Here is a 15,181-nt window from a genome sequence, read left to right as displayed (position 1 = left end):
TATTCAGAAGGCACCGTCATGAACTCATGAGGCGCCCTGATCGATCAGTAATCGATGAAAGAGCTTAAGCGATCACAGGGACGCTTTGGCCTTCTCAACAATAACAGCAAAAGTCTGCTGCTCGTTCATGGCCAGGTCAGCCAGAACCTTACGGTCGATCTCAACATTCGCTTTCTTCAGACCAGCGATCAGACGGCTGTAAGACAGACCGTTTGCACGAGCACCAGCGTTGATACGAGCGATCCACAGAGCGCGGAAAGCACGCTTACGGTTACGACGGTCACGGTATGCGTACTGACCGGCTTTGATAACCGCTTGCTTGGCAACGCGGAATACACGACTACGAGCGCCGTAGTAACCCTTGGCCTGCTTGAGAATCTTCTTATGACGACGACGTGCTACCACGCCACGTTTTACACGAGCCATACTATTATCCTTCTACCTTAATATACTTGATCAAGAAGTTAGCGGCTGAATCAGCACGCCGTCATGCGCTTGATTGAAGCCACATCGGACTTGGCAATCAGCTTGGTGCCACGCAGCTGACGCTTACGCTTAGGGCTCTTCTTGGTCAGGATGTGACTGGTGAAGGACTGCTTGTGCTTGAAGCCAGTGGCGGTTTTCTTGAACCGCTTGGTAGCTCCACTCTTAGTTTTCATCTTAGGCATTTTTTAAAACTCCGCATTCTATTTTAGGAAAAACACTTGTGCCCCTGAACGACAAATCCCCCGCTAATGCGGGGGACCCATCATCGGATCAGGTTCACTTCTTTTTGCGGGGAGCCACAATCATGGTCATCTGCCGGCCTTCCATTTTCGGCCGCATCTCTACCGTTGCAAGCTCTTCAACATCCGCTTCGATTCGGTTCATGAGCTTCATACCAATTTCTTGGTGTGCCATCTCACGGCCCCGGAAACGAATGGTGATCTTGCCGCGGTCCCCGGCTTCAAGGAAACGTACCAGGTTGCGTAGTTTTACCTGATAATCCCCTTCTTCAGTTCCTGGACGGAACTTAAGCTCTTTGACCTGCGTCTGCTTCTGCTTTTTCTTGGCAGCTGCTTTCGCTTTCTTCTCTTCGAAGATTTTCTTGCCGTAGTCCATTATTTTACAGACGATCGGATCGGAATCCGTAACCTGTACCAGATCAAGTGTCGCTTCTTCCGCCATGCGGAGAGCGTCCTCAATTGGAACAACACCAACCTGATTGCCTTCGGCATCGATCAAGCGGACTTCAGTTGCGTCAATATTCTCATTGATAGGCGCTTTTGGAGTACGCCCCCGATTCGCTCGCTGTTTAATAATTAGATCTCCGTTTCAGTTTTGCCTTTACGTTCGATATCGGCAGCCAACAGCTGCTCAAACGCTTCAAGCGATAAGGTTCCTAAATCTTCCCCTTTGCGGGTGCGCACGGCAACCGCGTTGTTCTCGATTTCTTTGTCGCCTACAACGACAAGGTAGGGAACCTTGTTAAGAGTATGCTCGCGGATTTTAAAGCCGATCTTCTCGTTTCTCAAGTCAGCATTTACCCGATATCCCAAAGAATCCCATTTTTTAGCCAATTTTTCACAGTAATCACGCTGATTATCAGTGATATTCAGAACCGCAATCTGTGTTGGGGCCAGCCAGGTGGGGAACGCACCTTCGTATTCTTCGATCAGTATACCGATAAATCGCTCAAAAGACCCGAGAACGGCACGGTGCAGCATGACCGGCGTTTTCCGCTCGGAGTTATCGGCCACATACTGAGCCCCCAAACGACCGGGCATAGAGAAATCCACCTGAATCGTACCGCACTGCCAAACACGGCCGATGCAGTCTTTCAGAGAGAACTCAATTTTCGGGCCGTAGAACGCACCTTCACCCGGCAGCAATTCCCAGTCAACACCGGCACGGTTCAACGCTTCTTCAAGAGCCGCCTCGGACTTATCCCATACTTCGTCAGAACCCACACGCTTTTCCGGACGGGTTGAAAGCTTATACAGGATTTCAGAGAAGCCGAAATCCTCATACACTTCGTGCAGCAAGTGGATAAATGCCGACACTTCTTCCTGAATGGCGTCTTCTTCACAGAAAATGTGCGCATCGTCCTGAGTAAAGCCACGAACACGCATCAAACCGTGCAGTGCACCAGAAGCTTCGTTTCGGTGACAGGAACCGAACTCCGCCAGACGAAGCGGCAGATCCTTGTAGCTCTTCAGGCCCTGATTGAACACCTGCACGTGACAGGGGCAGTTCATGGGCTTGATGGCGTAATCGTGCTTCTCGGACTCTGTGGTAAACATCGCATCCGAGAACTTGTCCCAGTGACCGGACTTTTCCCATAGTGTGCGGGAAACCACTTGCGGAGTCTTGATTTCCTGGTAGCCGTGGTTGCGCAGCTTTCCACGCATGTACTGCTCGATTTCCTGATACAGCGACCAGCCATCCGGATGCCAGAACACCATACCCGGGGACTCTTCCTGCATATGGAAAAGCTTCAGTTTTTTGCCGATCTTGCGGTGATCACGCTTTTCAGCTTCTTCGAGACGATTCAGGTACGCCTTGAGATCTTTTTTGTTACCCCACGCCGTGCCGTACACGCGTTGCAACTGCTCGTTGTTGTGATCACCACGCCAGAAGGCGCCCGCCACTTTAGTCAGCTTGAAGGCTTTCAGCTTACCGGTGCTTGGCACGTGAGGGCCACGACACAAGTCGATGAAGTCACCTTGGCGATAGAACGACAGATCTTCGTCACCGGGAATGTCTTCGATGATCTGGACTTTGTACTCTTCGCCCATGTCTTCAAACAGTTTTACCGCCTCTTCCCGAGACATAACAGAGCGGGAAACCGGAATATCCTGCTTGGCCAACTCTTCCATGCGCTTTTCAATACGCGCCAGATCCTCATTGGTAAACGGACGATCGTATTTGAAGTCGTAGTAGAACCCGTTATCTACCACGGGGCCGATCGTTACCTGAGCCTCCGGGAACAGTTCTTTGACCGCCATTGCCAACAGGTGAGCCGTTGAGTGGCGCACCACGTCCACGCCGTCTTCATCCCGCTCGGTCACGATCGCCAGCTCCGCGTCGTTTTCAATCAAGTGGCTGGTATCGACGAGCTGACCATCCACTTTGCCTGCCAGGGCAGCCTTAGCCAGGCCTGCGCCAATATCAGCGGCAACATCGTGTACGGTAACGGGTTCTGCAAAACTGCGGTGACTGCCATCTGGCAGGGTAATGACGGGCATGAAGCTCTCCTGATGATTCCTCAGCGGTGATCTATACCAAAGATCACATGGTTGTCAGCCTCCGCGACACAAACCGCGGGCCGATTTGAGGGCGAGTTTAACAGAAAAAAGCCCGGCAACAATGCCGGGCTTCTACTAACACCAACCTACCCTTGAATTTAGGCTGGTTGTGGCTGCGCTTCTTCTTTCGCCTTTCGCCTGAGCTGGCCGTAAGCCACAAACCCTAGCAACAAGAGAGCCGGAATGAACATCAGCTCCCTCGGCGGCCGTTCCAGCTTCGCCTGAACCGCCTCAATGGTCCAGCCAAACTGGATACCTGCTTTCTCCGCAGGGCTACCGAAGTTGACGAAGTCCACCGCCAGTGCGCCATCAAACTCTGACACTTCAAGGCCAGCAGCAGCCAAACGCTCGGCGGCAGTTTCACCGGCCGGCATATCGAGCTGCACGTAAGTGGTTACGTCGCTGCCATCAAGAGACATTCCGGACACCCTGAAGACAACGCTTTCGTCTTTAGGTGCCGTTTCAACGTATTCCATAATCGCAGCGCCCTGCACCTCTTCGTGGGGCGGGTAGACCATATCCCAGAAGAATCCCGGGCGGAACAGCGCAAAGGTGATCAGCAACAGCGCGATCGTCTCCCACCAACGGGTGCGAGTGAACCAGAAGCCTTGTGTGGCCGCCGAGAACACCAGCATTGCCGTGACCGCGCTGGCGATCGTGACCAGCAGATCAAACCACCCGGTCAGACCAATCAACAGCAGCTGCGTGTTGAAAATGAACATGAAGGGCAAGATCGCGGTACGGATATCGTAGGTGAAGCCCTGTACACCCGTACGGATCGGATCTGCTCCGGATATGGCAGCCGCCGCATAGGCGGCCAGCCCCACGGGCGGCGTATCATCCGCCAGTATCCCGAAGTAGAACACGAACAGATGCACCGCAATGAGCGGCACCAACAGGCCGTTCTGGGCCCCCAGCGTGACAATAACCGGCGCCATCAAGGTAGACACAACAATATAGTTGGCCGTGGTTGGCAGCCCCATGCCCAGCACAAGACTGATCAATGCCGTGAATATCAGCATCAGCAGCAGGTTACCGCCCGACAAGAACTCCACGAACTGAGTCATGACCAGCCCGATGCCCGTCAGCGTGACCGTACCGACCACGATACCCGCAGTAGCCGTTGCCACACCAATGCCGACCATGTTTCGTCCGCCGGTGGCCAGGGAGTGGAAGAGATCTGATATACCACCAACGAACTCGCCCATCAGGCCGCCGTGCTTGCGGAAGAAAGCCTTCAACGGACGCTGGGTTATGACGATAAAGATCATGAACAAGGTTGCCCAGAAAGCAGACAGCTGCGGCGAGAAACGCTCAACCGTCAGGCACCAAACCAGCACGACAACCGGCAGTAGATAATACAAACCGGTCTTGACCGTTGGCCCCACTTCCGGAAGTTTCCCCATATCCTCATCCGGATCATCCACCTCCAGCTCGGGGAACCTGGTCGCATAACCAATAAGGGCAATGTAACTCAGCAGCAAAGCACTGCCTAACACCCATATTGCTGCAGCACCGAGGTATTCCTTAGTCCAACCGATGCCGTAGTAAACGACCGCCGTCAATGCGAACAGACCGAGCAAAACCACCACCCAGTTCAGCATGCGCTGCGCCAGCGTTGGGCGATTCAGGCGCTCGATGCCCTGCATTTTCAACTTACAGGCCTCAAGATGCACGATGTAGATCAGGGCTACGTAAGAGATCATGGCCGGCAAAATGGCGTGCTTGATTACCTCCAGGTAGGAAATCCCGACGTACTCCACCATGAGAAAGGCAGCTGCCCCCATGATTGGCGGCGTCAACTGGCCGTTTGTGGAGGCAGCTACTTCAACAGCACCGGCTTTGGTAGCAGGGAAGCCAACACGCTTCATCAAAGGAATGGTAAAGGTACCCGTAGTCACCACGTTGGCGATTGATGAACCGGAAATAACACCGCTCAGACCACTGGAAACCACGGCCGCCTTGGCGGGACCGCCTTTCATGTGACCGAGCATGGCGTAGGCGACTTTAATAAAGTAATTACCCGCGCCTGCCCGCTCCAGCAATGCGCCGAACAGCACGAACAAGAAAACAAAGCTGGTGGAAACGCCCAGGGCAACGCCGAAAACGCCTTCGGTACCCAGCCATTGATGGGATGCCAGCTTATTAAGACTCACACCTTTGTGAGAGATCACATCGGGCATGTAGGGGCCGGCCAGCGAGTAACCAATAAACACCGCGGCAACAACGGTTAATGGAAGCCCAAGCGCCCGGCGGGTCGCTTCCAACAGCAACACCAAACCACCCAAGGCCACCCAGAGATCCTGAGTAATCGGCGCTCCAGGGCGTTGGGCAAGCTGGTCATAGAAAACGTATAGATAAGAGGCTGAAGCCGCAGCGGCCGCTGCCAAGATCCAGTCGTAAATGGGCACCTTAGCTGTGTGCACCCCCTTGAACATGGGGAACGCAGAAAAAGCCAAAAACACCGCAAACGCCAAATGGATCGAACGCGCTTCTGTGGAGTTGAAGATGCCGAAATTCAGAATAAACGGAAGTGGTGACGCAATCCAAAGCTGAAACAAAGACCAGCACACTGGAATAATAAAGAGGATTGCAGCCGCAGGCCCGACAAGCGCCCTGCCCCCGGTTTCCGTCTGTAATACCTGTTCGACTTTGGCAGCATCCACACTCGCGCCGGAACCGGAGTCATTCTTTGTCATTGAATGTACCTGTGATGTGTAGATAACTTGATGGGAAGTTCAGGGCGAGCCTCTGCTCGCCCTGATGCGTGCAGCCTGTTAGTCGATCAGGCCGGCTTCACGGTAGTACTTGGCAGCACCTGGGTGCAAAGGCGCACTCAGAGCATCCGCAACCATTTCTTCTTTCTTCAGATTGCCAAAGGCAGGGTGCAGACGCTTGAAACTGTCAAAGTTCTCAAACACCGCTTTCACAACCGCGTAAACAACATCATCAGGAACATCTGTCGAGGATACGAAGGTTGCCGCCACACCGAAGGTGGTTACGTCTTCATCGCTTCCACGATACATGCCGCCCGGAATGGTCGCCTGACGGTAGTACGGGTTGTCTGCGATCAGCTTCTGGCTGGCCTTGTTGTCTACGTTGACAACAACGCTGTCACAGGAAGTAGTCGCTTCCTTGATTGCACCCGACGGGTGCCCAACGGTGTAGAAGAACGCATCGATGTTGCCATCGCACAGAGCCTGAGACTGCTCAGCGGCTTTGATTTCAGCCGCCAGAGAGAACTTGTCCATTCCCCAGCCCATAGCATCCATGAGCACTTCAGCCGTTGCACGCTGGCCGGAACCCGGGTTACCTACCGACACACGCTTGCCTTCAAGATCTTCAAAGTTCTTGATGCCGGAGCCCTTGCTGGCGATTACGGTAAACGGTTCTGGATGCAGAGAGAAAACCGCACGCAGTTTTTCGTCCTTACCGGAGTCCTCAAACTGGCTGGTGCCATTGTAAGCGTGATACTGCCAGTCAGACTGGGCCACGGCCAAGTCCAGCTCTCCCGCGCGGATAGCGTTCAGGTTGTATACCGAACCACCCGTACTCTCAACGGAACAACGGATGCCGTGCTCTTTGCGGTCCATATTAACCAAACGACAGATTGCGCCACCTGCCGGGTAATAAACACCTGTTACGCCACCGGTACCGATCGTCACAAAACGCTGGTCCTGGGCTGAAACAGAGGTGGATGCCGCGCCAAAGGAAACGGCAGCAGCGACGGCCATTGCAGACGCTTTAAGTTTCAGTGTCATGTGTACTCTTCCCTTTCTCGGTCATTATTGTCATTCGCCCACTCTGTCCATGGGCAAATCTTTCGCTCGAATTAAAACATAGAACACATCAGGCGATAAATAAAGAAACGATTATGTCGCTAAACAGCTGAACAGAAAACAAAAAAGCCCGCAACAGCGGGCTTTTTCAAAATTCCTGACTGATATCAGGGCTTGGCCGCAGTTCTTGCCTTGGCGAGCATTTTATCTGGCCGCAACAGGAACCTTGCCAGTGCTGGCAACAGCCAGATGGCGCCGACCATGTTCCACAAGAACATGAAGAACAACAGGAAGCCCATATCCGCCTGGAACTTGATCGGCGAGAATATCCAGGTCACTACACCAAGCCCCAGAGTTACACCGGTAAAGATAACGGCCTTACCTGTGGAGCGCAGCGTTTCGTAATAAGCCTCTTGCAGCGGCTTCCCTTCTAGCAGGAAGTGCTCCAGCTTGCTGTAAATATAGATGCCGTAATCGACACCGATACCTACCCCCAGCGCGATAACCGGCAAGGTTGCGACTTTGATACCGATACCGGACATCGCCATGATGGCTTCACACAGAATCGAAGTCAGGCCCAGCGGAATCACGATACACGCAACCGCGCGCAGCGAGCGGAACGTCAGGAAGCACAGCAAGCTCACAACGCTGTATACCAGCAGGAGCATGATGTCTTTGGCGCCGGAAATCACTTCGTTGGTCGCCGCCTCAATACCTGCGTTACCAGCCGCCAGCAAGAACGTATGCTCTTCGTTGCTGTTGGCCTGAGCGAACGCTTCGGTCCTTTCGATAACAGTCTGCAGGGTTTCTGCTTTGTGATCTTCGAGGAACACCAGCACCGGGGTCAGATCACAGCTTGTGTTAATCAGGCCCGAAGGTGCATCACGGATAGACGCGTTAATAATGGTCTGGTTACGAGAAATCTCGAACCACTTCCAGTTACCTTCGTTAAGTGCTTTGGTCACCAGCTTGGATACGTCTGCCAGTGATACAGAACCCTGAACGCCCGGCGTGTTCTGCAGTTCCCACTGCAGACTATCCATTGCCCGGAGTACGTTGTACTGAGTACATTGCTCTTCAGGCGTCTTCACCATGACAACCAATACGTCGGCACTGGTGGAGTAATTGTCAATGATGAAGGCATTGTCTTTGTTGTAACGGGAATCCGCTCGCAACTCTGGTGCACCTTGGTCAAGGTCACCTATCTTCAGGTCTTGCTTATAATACATACCCAAGCCAAGACCGATCACCGCAATCAGCAATGAAATGGGCGCAACACCCGGGTGAGAGAAGTAAGACATAATGCGCCATTTGCGATCCTGCTTCTCACCGTGGTTCTGAACGTGACGCACACCGCCCTTGGAAATACCAATGTAAGACATGATCAGAACGTGCAGCACCAGGTTCGTCACGATCACGAAGGCCACACCCAAGCCAGCTGCGACCGCCAGATCACGGATAACATCGATCTCGATGAACACCAGCGTCAGGAAGCCCATGGCATCGGAAATCAACGCCAACATGCCCGGAATATAAAGTGCTCGGAAAGCCAGGCGAGCCGAGGTGACAGCATCAAAACCTTTGGCAGACTCAACGGCCATCGCGTTCACAATTTGAACGCCATGACTGATACCGATGGCAAATACAAGGAATGGCACCAGCACTGAGTAGGGGTCCAAACCATACCCAAGCAACTTCAGCGCACCCAGCTGCCAGAATACGGCGATGATCGATGTGAACACCGGCACCAGAGTCCCGGCGATGCAGCGCGAGTACCAGAACAGTAGCAGCGTGGTGAGCAGGATCGTAATACCGGCAAACCAGGCAATCGATCCGATACCTTCAATCAAATCACCCACTTTTTTGGCAAAACCAACGATGTGGATGCTGATCTCAGGGTTCTGCCCCTCATACTTGTCGCGGATCTTCTCTTCCAGCTGGCGAGAAAACTCCGCGTAATCCAACGCTTCGCCGGTTTCGGGGTTTTTCTCGTACAGTGGCGCGTAAACCACTGTTGATCGGAAATTGTCGGAGATCAGACGACCCACTTCGTTCGAACGCAGAACGTTCTGACGTAACTTCTCGAGACTTTCCCGCGAACCGTCGTAGTTATCCGGGATAACCGTACCGCCCTGGAAGCCTTGTTCGGTCACCTCCACCCAGCGAACGTTTGATGTCCACAGCGATTTCAGACCGGAGCGATCCACGCCGTTGAGATAAAACATCTCATCGGTGATCTGCTTCAGGGTTTCCATGTATTCGGGATCAAAGATATCACCGTCCTCAACCGCTACGGCAATACGGACAAAGTTGCCCAGATTTTCCAGATCATCCCGATGGTCGAGCATGTTGACGATGTACGGATGCTCAAGCGGAATCATCCGCTCAAAGCTGGCATCCGGCTGAATCTTGGCGGCGTTATAGCCAAGAAACACAGTCAGCACGAGAAATCCGAGCAAAATCAGCGCCCGGTTATTAAATAGCAAACGCTCAAGAAACGGTTCCGCTTTTGGCGTTGTCAGGTAGTGTTCACCCCTGTCATGCATCGGGTCAGACATTAATAAGCCCTCTATCCTTTATTCCGTTGATGCCACACCAGGGCGTTATTTAAGGTTCTTACCGCGAGAATCGGTGAATTTCACACCACCCTCGCCGACCAGCAAAAGATTGGTTTCAGACAGCGGGACGGCTCCCATGACACTCCCGCGATCATTGCGGAAATATGCGCGGAAGCTTTCGCCACCATCTACGCTCATCAAAACTGCGCCGCTGTTGCCCACCAGCGTAATGCGACCATCTTCAGTCACAATCGCATTGTTCAACGTGGTATTACCCTCATTCGGGACGATGGTCCAACTGCGCCCCAGATCACTTGAGAAAATCGTGGTACCGCGCAGGCCGAATGCCAGTATTTCATTGGCACTACCAGTGCCGGTTACGCCAAACAGCGAGCCCGGATAGGGGCTTTCGCGACGTTCCCAGGTATCGCCGTTGTCGACGGAAACATGAATCTGTCCCGCCTCACCGACAAGCACCAAGGCACCACCGTCGATCCGGTCAATACTGTTGTAATGGAAGTTTTGAGCGTTATCGATGTAAGGCGACCAGTCTTGCCAGGAGTCGCCGCCGTCCTGAGTTCGCAATATCATTCCGTAGGCGCCAACCGCAAAACCGTGTTTGTCGTTCTCGAACCAAACATCGAGTAGCGGGTTAACCGGCCCTACTTCCATATCGGCTTCCGCGTTTTCAAGCGCAAAAACCAAATCATCCAACGCCCACTCAAGATCGTCTTTCTGATCTTCAGGGGCTTGCTCGATGACCTCTTCCATTTCAGCTATCTGCGCTTTCTTGCTTTCGATGGTTAGTGCCGCAGCCTTTAGCCCATCAAATTGCAGAACCCAGTTCTCGCCCGCGTCCGAAGAATGCAACAAAACCCCGCTGTGCCCGACAGCCCAGCCATGGTTTTCGGTACCAAAATCCAAAGCTGTCAGTGTGACCGAAACCGGCACTTCGGCCTGAGTCCAGCTTTCACCCTCGTTATCGGAATAAATAATGTGCCCGCGCTCACCAACCGCAACAATACGATCCCCGGTGCGGGTTACATCATTCAGCAACGACTCGGGGGCCAATTCTGTATCCCGCGCAGGAATATCAATGATATCTGTAAGCGCAAACGCCGAGGGTGCTGCCAATGCCATGGAGAGACCCAGACAGGCAGAACCCAGTGTCGCGCACTTGAATCTATTAGCCATTCAGATTGCCTTTACGTTGATTGAATCATGAAACTGTTGCCGCAGATGCCGCAAGCAAACCGGCAGCCCTCGCTGCCGGCCTTAGTCTTATTTTCGAACTCAGCGACACACTGACCGGGTCGCTTGAAACCTATCGAACACTGCGTCTACGCAGGGACGACGGTGAGAAATATCGCTTGTTAGGAATGTCATCGCTGAACACCCGTGTATTCGGCTCTTCCGTGTCCAAACCCAGCACGTGATAACGACGAGCCTGCAGGTCGTGATAGACATCCAGAACCGTCCAAACCCCGGGCAAATCATAGTAGTTTTTGAGGATACCCATGGTCACACGCCACAGTTCGCCACGACCGTCATATTGATCAAGCAGAACCGTATTCCAACTATCGGCATCGACATAGAAACGACGTTTACCATAGATGTGACGCTCACCGTCTTTGAGATTAGCCTCCACAACGTGTACCCGGTGCAGCTCCCAACGGGTCAGATCTGGGTTCAGGTGCGTTTTTCCAAGAATTTCGGAGTAAGGCGTACCCTTCTCACCAATCCGATAGTTGTTGTAGGGGATATAGATCTCTTTCACACCTTCATAATTCCAGGTGTAGCGATCCATGGCACCGTTAAAGATATCGGTATCATCGGCGGTGCGTAGGTTGTCGGCTGCCGCGATAGGTGAGTCATAGCCGAGGTTGGGCGCACGGCGAACCCGCCGCTGACCTGCGTTGTAACCCCAGCCATTACGTGGGTTAATTATCTGGTTCAGGGTTTCGTGAACCAGAATCGCTCCACCCGCCAGACGCGGAGGCGATTGGGTGAAGCTCAGGTAGTAGAAAATGACGTTATCAAGATCCTTTTCACTACCTTCAGGGTTATAGAAGTTAAAGAACGCTTCCTGCTGGGATGTCACCAGACCATAGGTACCGTTGGTTTGCACAGCCACTTCACTGCTGCGGCGAGTGATGCTGATACCGCGCCAGCGAGTCAGATGGTTCCAGATAACCTGCCAGGCTTTTTCTTCATTAGAGCCATGCAAAATCGGGAAAGGATAACCACCGTATGCACCCTTAAGCCCCTCCGCTTCGCCAACGATTCGGGCCTTGGTGGCATTCTTCTTTGTATTTTCTTCAACCCAGTCTGGCACGGCGTGGGTGCGGCGAGACTGGTACACAGGAATTCTGAAGGTGGTCGGATAGGTTTCCAGCATGGCTTTGACGCCATCGGTCAAATGCTCGCTGTACTGATCCATATTGGACGCATTAATCTCGAACAGAACCTCGTCGTCCGGAAATGGATCAATGTGATGTTGCCCGCTGCCTTCGTAACCGGCAGGTGGCTCAGTCAAGCCTCCGGTCCACGCTGGAATTGTTCCGGCCTCATTACCCGCCTTAACAGACCCGAACGGCGTGAGGTCATTACCAAGACGCGCGGCTTGGCTTGAAGAGACGGCGGCCGTCACCGGTGACGCGGCAAACGACAAAGCCAGCAGCCCGCCGAGCCATACATTCTTCTTATATTTCATTGTGTAACCTTAAAGTGTCTGAAAGCCTCTAGCGGGCCATCTTGTTATTGTCTGATACTACTCAAACTTTCTTTCAGGTTAGTCGATCGAGCAACAAAGTCTATCGACCAAAAGTGCGATTTTGTATCTACAACAGCCCGCCACCGTTGGCTCCACCCTCTACACGGAACCAACGGCGTCTGGGTTCCATTTACTCGGTATCAATCGGCCAAACTTTTCAGGACGACCTCATAAACATCACGTGAAAGCTCGTTTTTGTTGCGCACATGCTCCAGCGCGGCTTTCATCTGTTGGCGATAAGCCGGGGCAAACTTCTTCCAGCGGGTTAGCGGCGAAATCAAACGCGCAGCAATCTGAGGATTGCTATCGTCCAGCCTGCACACCTGGGCAGCCAGGAATTGATAACCACTGCCATCCGCACTGTGGAAGGCGGCCAGATTCTGTCCGGCGAACGCTCCGATCACTGAGCGAACCTTGTTCGGATTTTTCCAATCGAACGCAGGGTGCTCAAGAAGCGCCTGAATCTGAGACAACTGCCCGGCCTGATGACTCGCAGCCTGCACAGAGAACCACATTTCAACCACTTGAGGGTCATCGTTGAACTGGTCGTAAAATTCCGCCAGCGCCTGCTCGCGCTCATCCACAAAGTCGGAGTTCACCAACGCTCGCAACGCACCCAAACGGTCCGTCATATTGTCGGCCGAACGATACTGGTCCAGCGCGAACGCCAGGCCCTGGGTATCTTTAATGCCCAGAAGCCACGACAGCGCAGTGTTGCGAAGGCTGCGCAGGGCGATGGCATCCGGCGTCAGCTGATAATCGCCCTGGGCCTGGCTGCGCTGATAGCACGCAACCAACTCGTCCCGAAGCGATTCTGCCAGGTGAGCCAGCACACGCTCACGCGCCTCGTGGATTGCCGGCACGTCAGCCTGGTCCGCCAACTCGACTAAATAAGCCTCTGAAGGCAACAGCAGCATCTTCGCAACCAACGCCTGATCCAGAGAGGTGTCGTTCAGCAGACGGCGGTATGCCTCGACCAGTCTCGGATCGACCGGGACATCCTCCGGTGCACCGATCAAAGACTGAATAACATCAACAGCCAGACGCTGACCGGCATCCCAACGATTAAATCCGTCAGGATCGTGGCTCATCAAGAACAGCAACTGCTCACGACTCCATGGGTACTGCACGCGAACCGGCGCGGAAAAGTTCCGCAGCAGTGACGGTACCGGGCGCTCCGACAAGCCGTGGAATTCGAAGCTGTGCTCGGCATCCGTCAGTTCAAGCACACGATCAACCGGCCCAGCTTGCTCATCGGCGCTCAAATTCAACGGTAGGGGCTGGCCCGCTTTATCAAGCAAACCAAGAGCGAAGGGAATGTGCTGGGGCTTTTTCTCCGACTGGCCTGGCGTGTCCGGAATGCTCTGACGAATATTCAAGCGATACACGCCGCGCTGCTCGTCAAATTCATCGGCCACCGTGACCACCGGCGTACCCGCTTGTTCGTACCACAGGCGGAACTGGCTTAAATCGCGGCCGGAGGCATCTTCCATGGCCCGAACAAAGTCATCAGTGGTGACTGCCTGGCCATCATGACGCTCAAAGTAAAGATCGCTGCCTTTGCGGAACATCTCATCGCCGAGCAGGTTATGAATCATTCGTACGACTTCGGCGCCCTTCTCATAGATGGTCAACGTGTAGAAGTTGGAAATCTCCATATAAGACGCAGGCCGAACAGGGTGCGCCATAGGGCCGGCATCCTCGGCAAACTGCGCCGTGCGCAGAAGCGTTGCATCCTCAATACGCTTGACCGTTGGCGAACCCATATCGGCAGAGAATTGGGCATCCCGAAACACGGTAAAGCCTTCTTTGAGGCTCAACTGGAACCAGTCCCGGCAGGTGACCCGGTTGCCGGACCAGTTATGGAAGTATTCGTGAGCGACGATCGCTTCGATGCGCTGAAAAGAGGCGTCGGTTGCCGTCTCCTGGCTGGCCAACACGCAGGACGAATTGAAGATATTCAGCCCCTTGTTCTCCATCGCGCCCATATTGAAATCGTCGACCGCCACGATCATAAAGATGTCGAGATCGTATTCCCGGCCATATACCTCTTCGTCCCAACGCATGGAACGCTTCAAGGCACCCATGGCGAAGTCGCACTTGGCAGCGTTGCGAGGTTCGACATACATACGCAAATCGATGGAGCGGCCAGAACAGGTCGTGAAGGTGTCTTTTATCTCGACCAGATCGCCAGCAACCAGAGCAAACAAGTATGCCGGTTTCGGGAACGGGTCTTCCCAGGTCACAAAATGGCGGCCACCGTCGAGTTCACCTTGCTCAACCGGGTTACCGTTAGACAGCAGAATCGGGTAGGCCGACTTGTCAGCTTCCACGCGAGTACGGAACACTGCCATCACGTCCGGACGATCGGGGTAATAGGTGATACAGCGGAAACCTTCGGCCTCGCATTGGGTGCAAAACATACCGGAGGATTTGTACAGGCCTTCCAGACGGGTGTTGTTTTGCGGCTCAATCCAGGTCACCACATTCAATTCGAACTGGGCTGGCACGCTGTTTACCACCAGCTTGTCACCCTGCTCCTCGTAGGCATCGCCCGACAACACCACGCCATCCAACGACACGGATTCAAGCGTCAGGCTGTCGCCATCCAACTGCAAAGGCGCATCGGCCTGACTGGCCTCGGGGTTTCGACGCACAGCCATCGTACTGTGCACGCGGGCACCGTCTTCAAACAATTCGAAACGCAAATCCACACGATCAATCAAATACGCGGGAACCTGGTATTCGTTCAGGTATATGGTTTGCGGCTGACTGGTTCGCATT

10 protein-coding genes are annotated in these 15,181 nt (G+C 53.7%); all 10 read right to left on the bottom strand.

Translation table 11 applies throughout. The features are described from left to right. Positions 1-72: 72 nt before the first annotated feature. The 10 genes from rplT to pepN all read right to left on the bottom strand — a co-directional run bounded on the left by rplT (position 73) and on the right by pepN (position 15,180). Positions 73-426: a 50S ribosomal protein L20 gene (rplT, locus tag Q9245_RS12670; protein ID WP_114333214.1), complete on the bottom strand. Its 354-nt coding sequence runs from the start codon at positions 424-426 to the stop codon at positions 73-75. A 50-nt stretch (positions 427-476) separates the two neighbouring features. Beyond that, positions 477-668 (bottom strand): 50S ribosomal protein L35, encoded by a 192-nt coding sequence (gene rpmI, locus Q9245_RS12665; protein WP_007151842.1) that lies wholly within the window; start codon positions 666-668, stop codon positions 477-479. Positions 669-762: 94 nt separating this feature from the next. Next, complete coding sequence (infC, locus tag Q9245_RS12660) at positions 763-1,299, bottom strand: translation initiation factor IF-3 (RefSeq protein ID WP_199007885.1); 537 nt, start codon at positions 1,297-1,299, stop codon at positions 763-765. A gap of 2 nt (positions 1,300-1,301) precedes the next feature. Further along, positions 1,302-3,227 carry a threonine--tRNA ligase gene (thrS, locus tag Q9245_RS12655; protein WP_199007761.1) on the bottom strand — a complete coding sequence of 642 codons (1,926 nt, stop codon included), beginning with the start codon at positions 3,225-3,227 and terminating at the stop codon, positions 1,302-1,304. A gap of 158 nt (positions 3,228-3,385) precedes the next feature. Beyond that, positions 3,386-5,986, bottom strand: coding sequence for a TRAP transporter permease (locus Q9245_RS12650; protein ID WP_305897528.1), 2,601 nt, complete (start codon positions 5,984-5,986; stop codon positions 3,386-3,388). 78 nt (positions 5,987-6,064) lie between these two features. Beyond that, positions 6,065-7,048 carry a TAXI family TRAP transporter solute-binding subunit gene (locus tag Q9245_RS12645; protein ID WP_305897527.1) on the bottom strand — a complete coding sequence of 328 codons (984 nt, stop codon included), beginning with the start codon at positions 7,046-7,048 and terminating at the stop codon, positions 6,065-6,067. A 185-nt stretch (positions 7,049-7,233) separates the two neighbouring features. Beyond that, positions 7,234-9,624, bottom strand: a complete 2,391-nt coding sequence (locus tag Q9245_RS12640; RefSeq protein ID WP_305897526.1) for an RND family transporter — start codon at positions 9,622-9,624, stop codon at positions 7,234-7,236. 45 nt (positions 9,625-9,669) lie between these two features. Then, positions 9,670-10,818, bottom strand: a complete 1,149-nt coding sequence (locus tag Q9245_RS12635; RefSeq protein WP_305897525.1) for a YCF48-related protein — start codon at positions 10,816-10,818, stop codon at positions 9,670-9,672. A gap of 130 nt (positions 10,819-10,948) precedes the next feature. Next, positions 10,949-12,337, bottom strand: coding sequence for a DUF1329 domain-containing protein (locus tag Q9245_RS12630; RefSeq protein ID WP_305897524.1), 1,389 nt, complete (start codon positions 12,335-12,337; stop codon positions 10,949-10,951). Positions 12,338-12,537: 200 nt separating this feature from the next. Continuing rightward, positions 12,538-15,180, bottom strand: coding sequence for an aminopeptidase N (pepN, locus tag Q9245_RS12625; RefSeq protein ID WP_305897523.1), 2,643 nt, complete (start codon positions 15,178-15,180; stop codon positions 12,538-12,540). Position 15,181: the final 1 nt, after the last annotated feature.

Source organism: Marinobacter sp. MDS2 (assembly GCF_030718085.1).
Lineage (GTDB): Bacteria > Pseudomonadota > Gammaproteobacteria > Pseudomonadales > Oleiphilaceae > Marinobacter.
The sequence above is the reverse complement of the archived record's forward strand: the minus strand, read 5'-3'. Positions and strand labels throughout refer to the sequence as shown.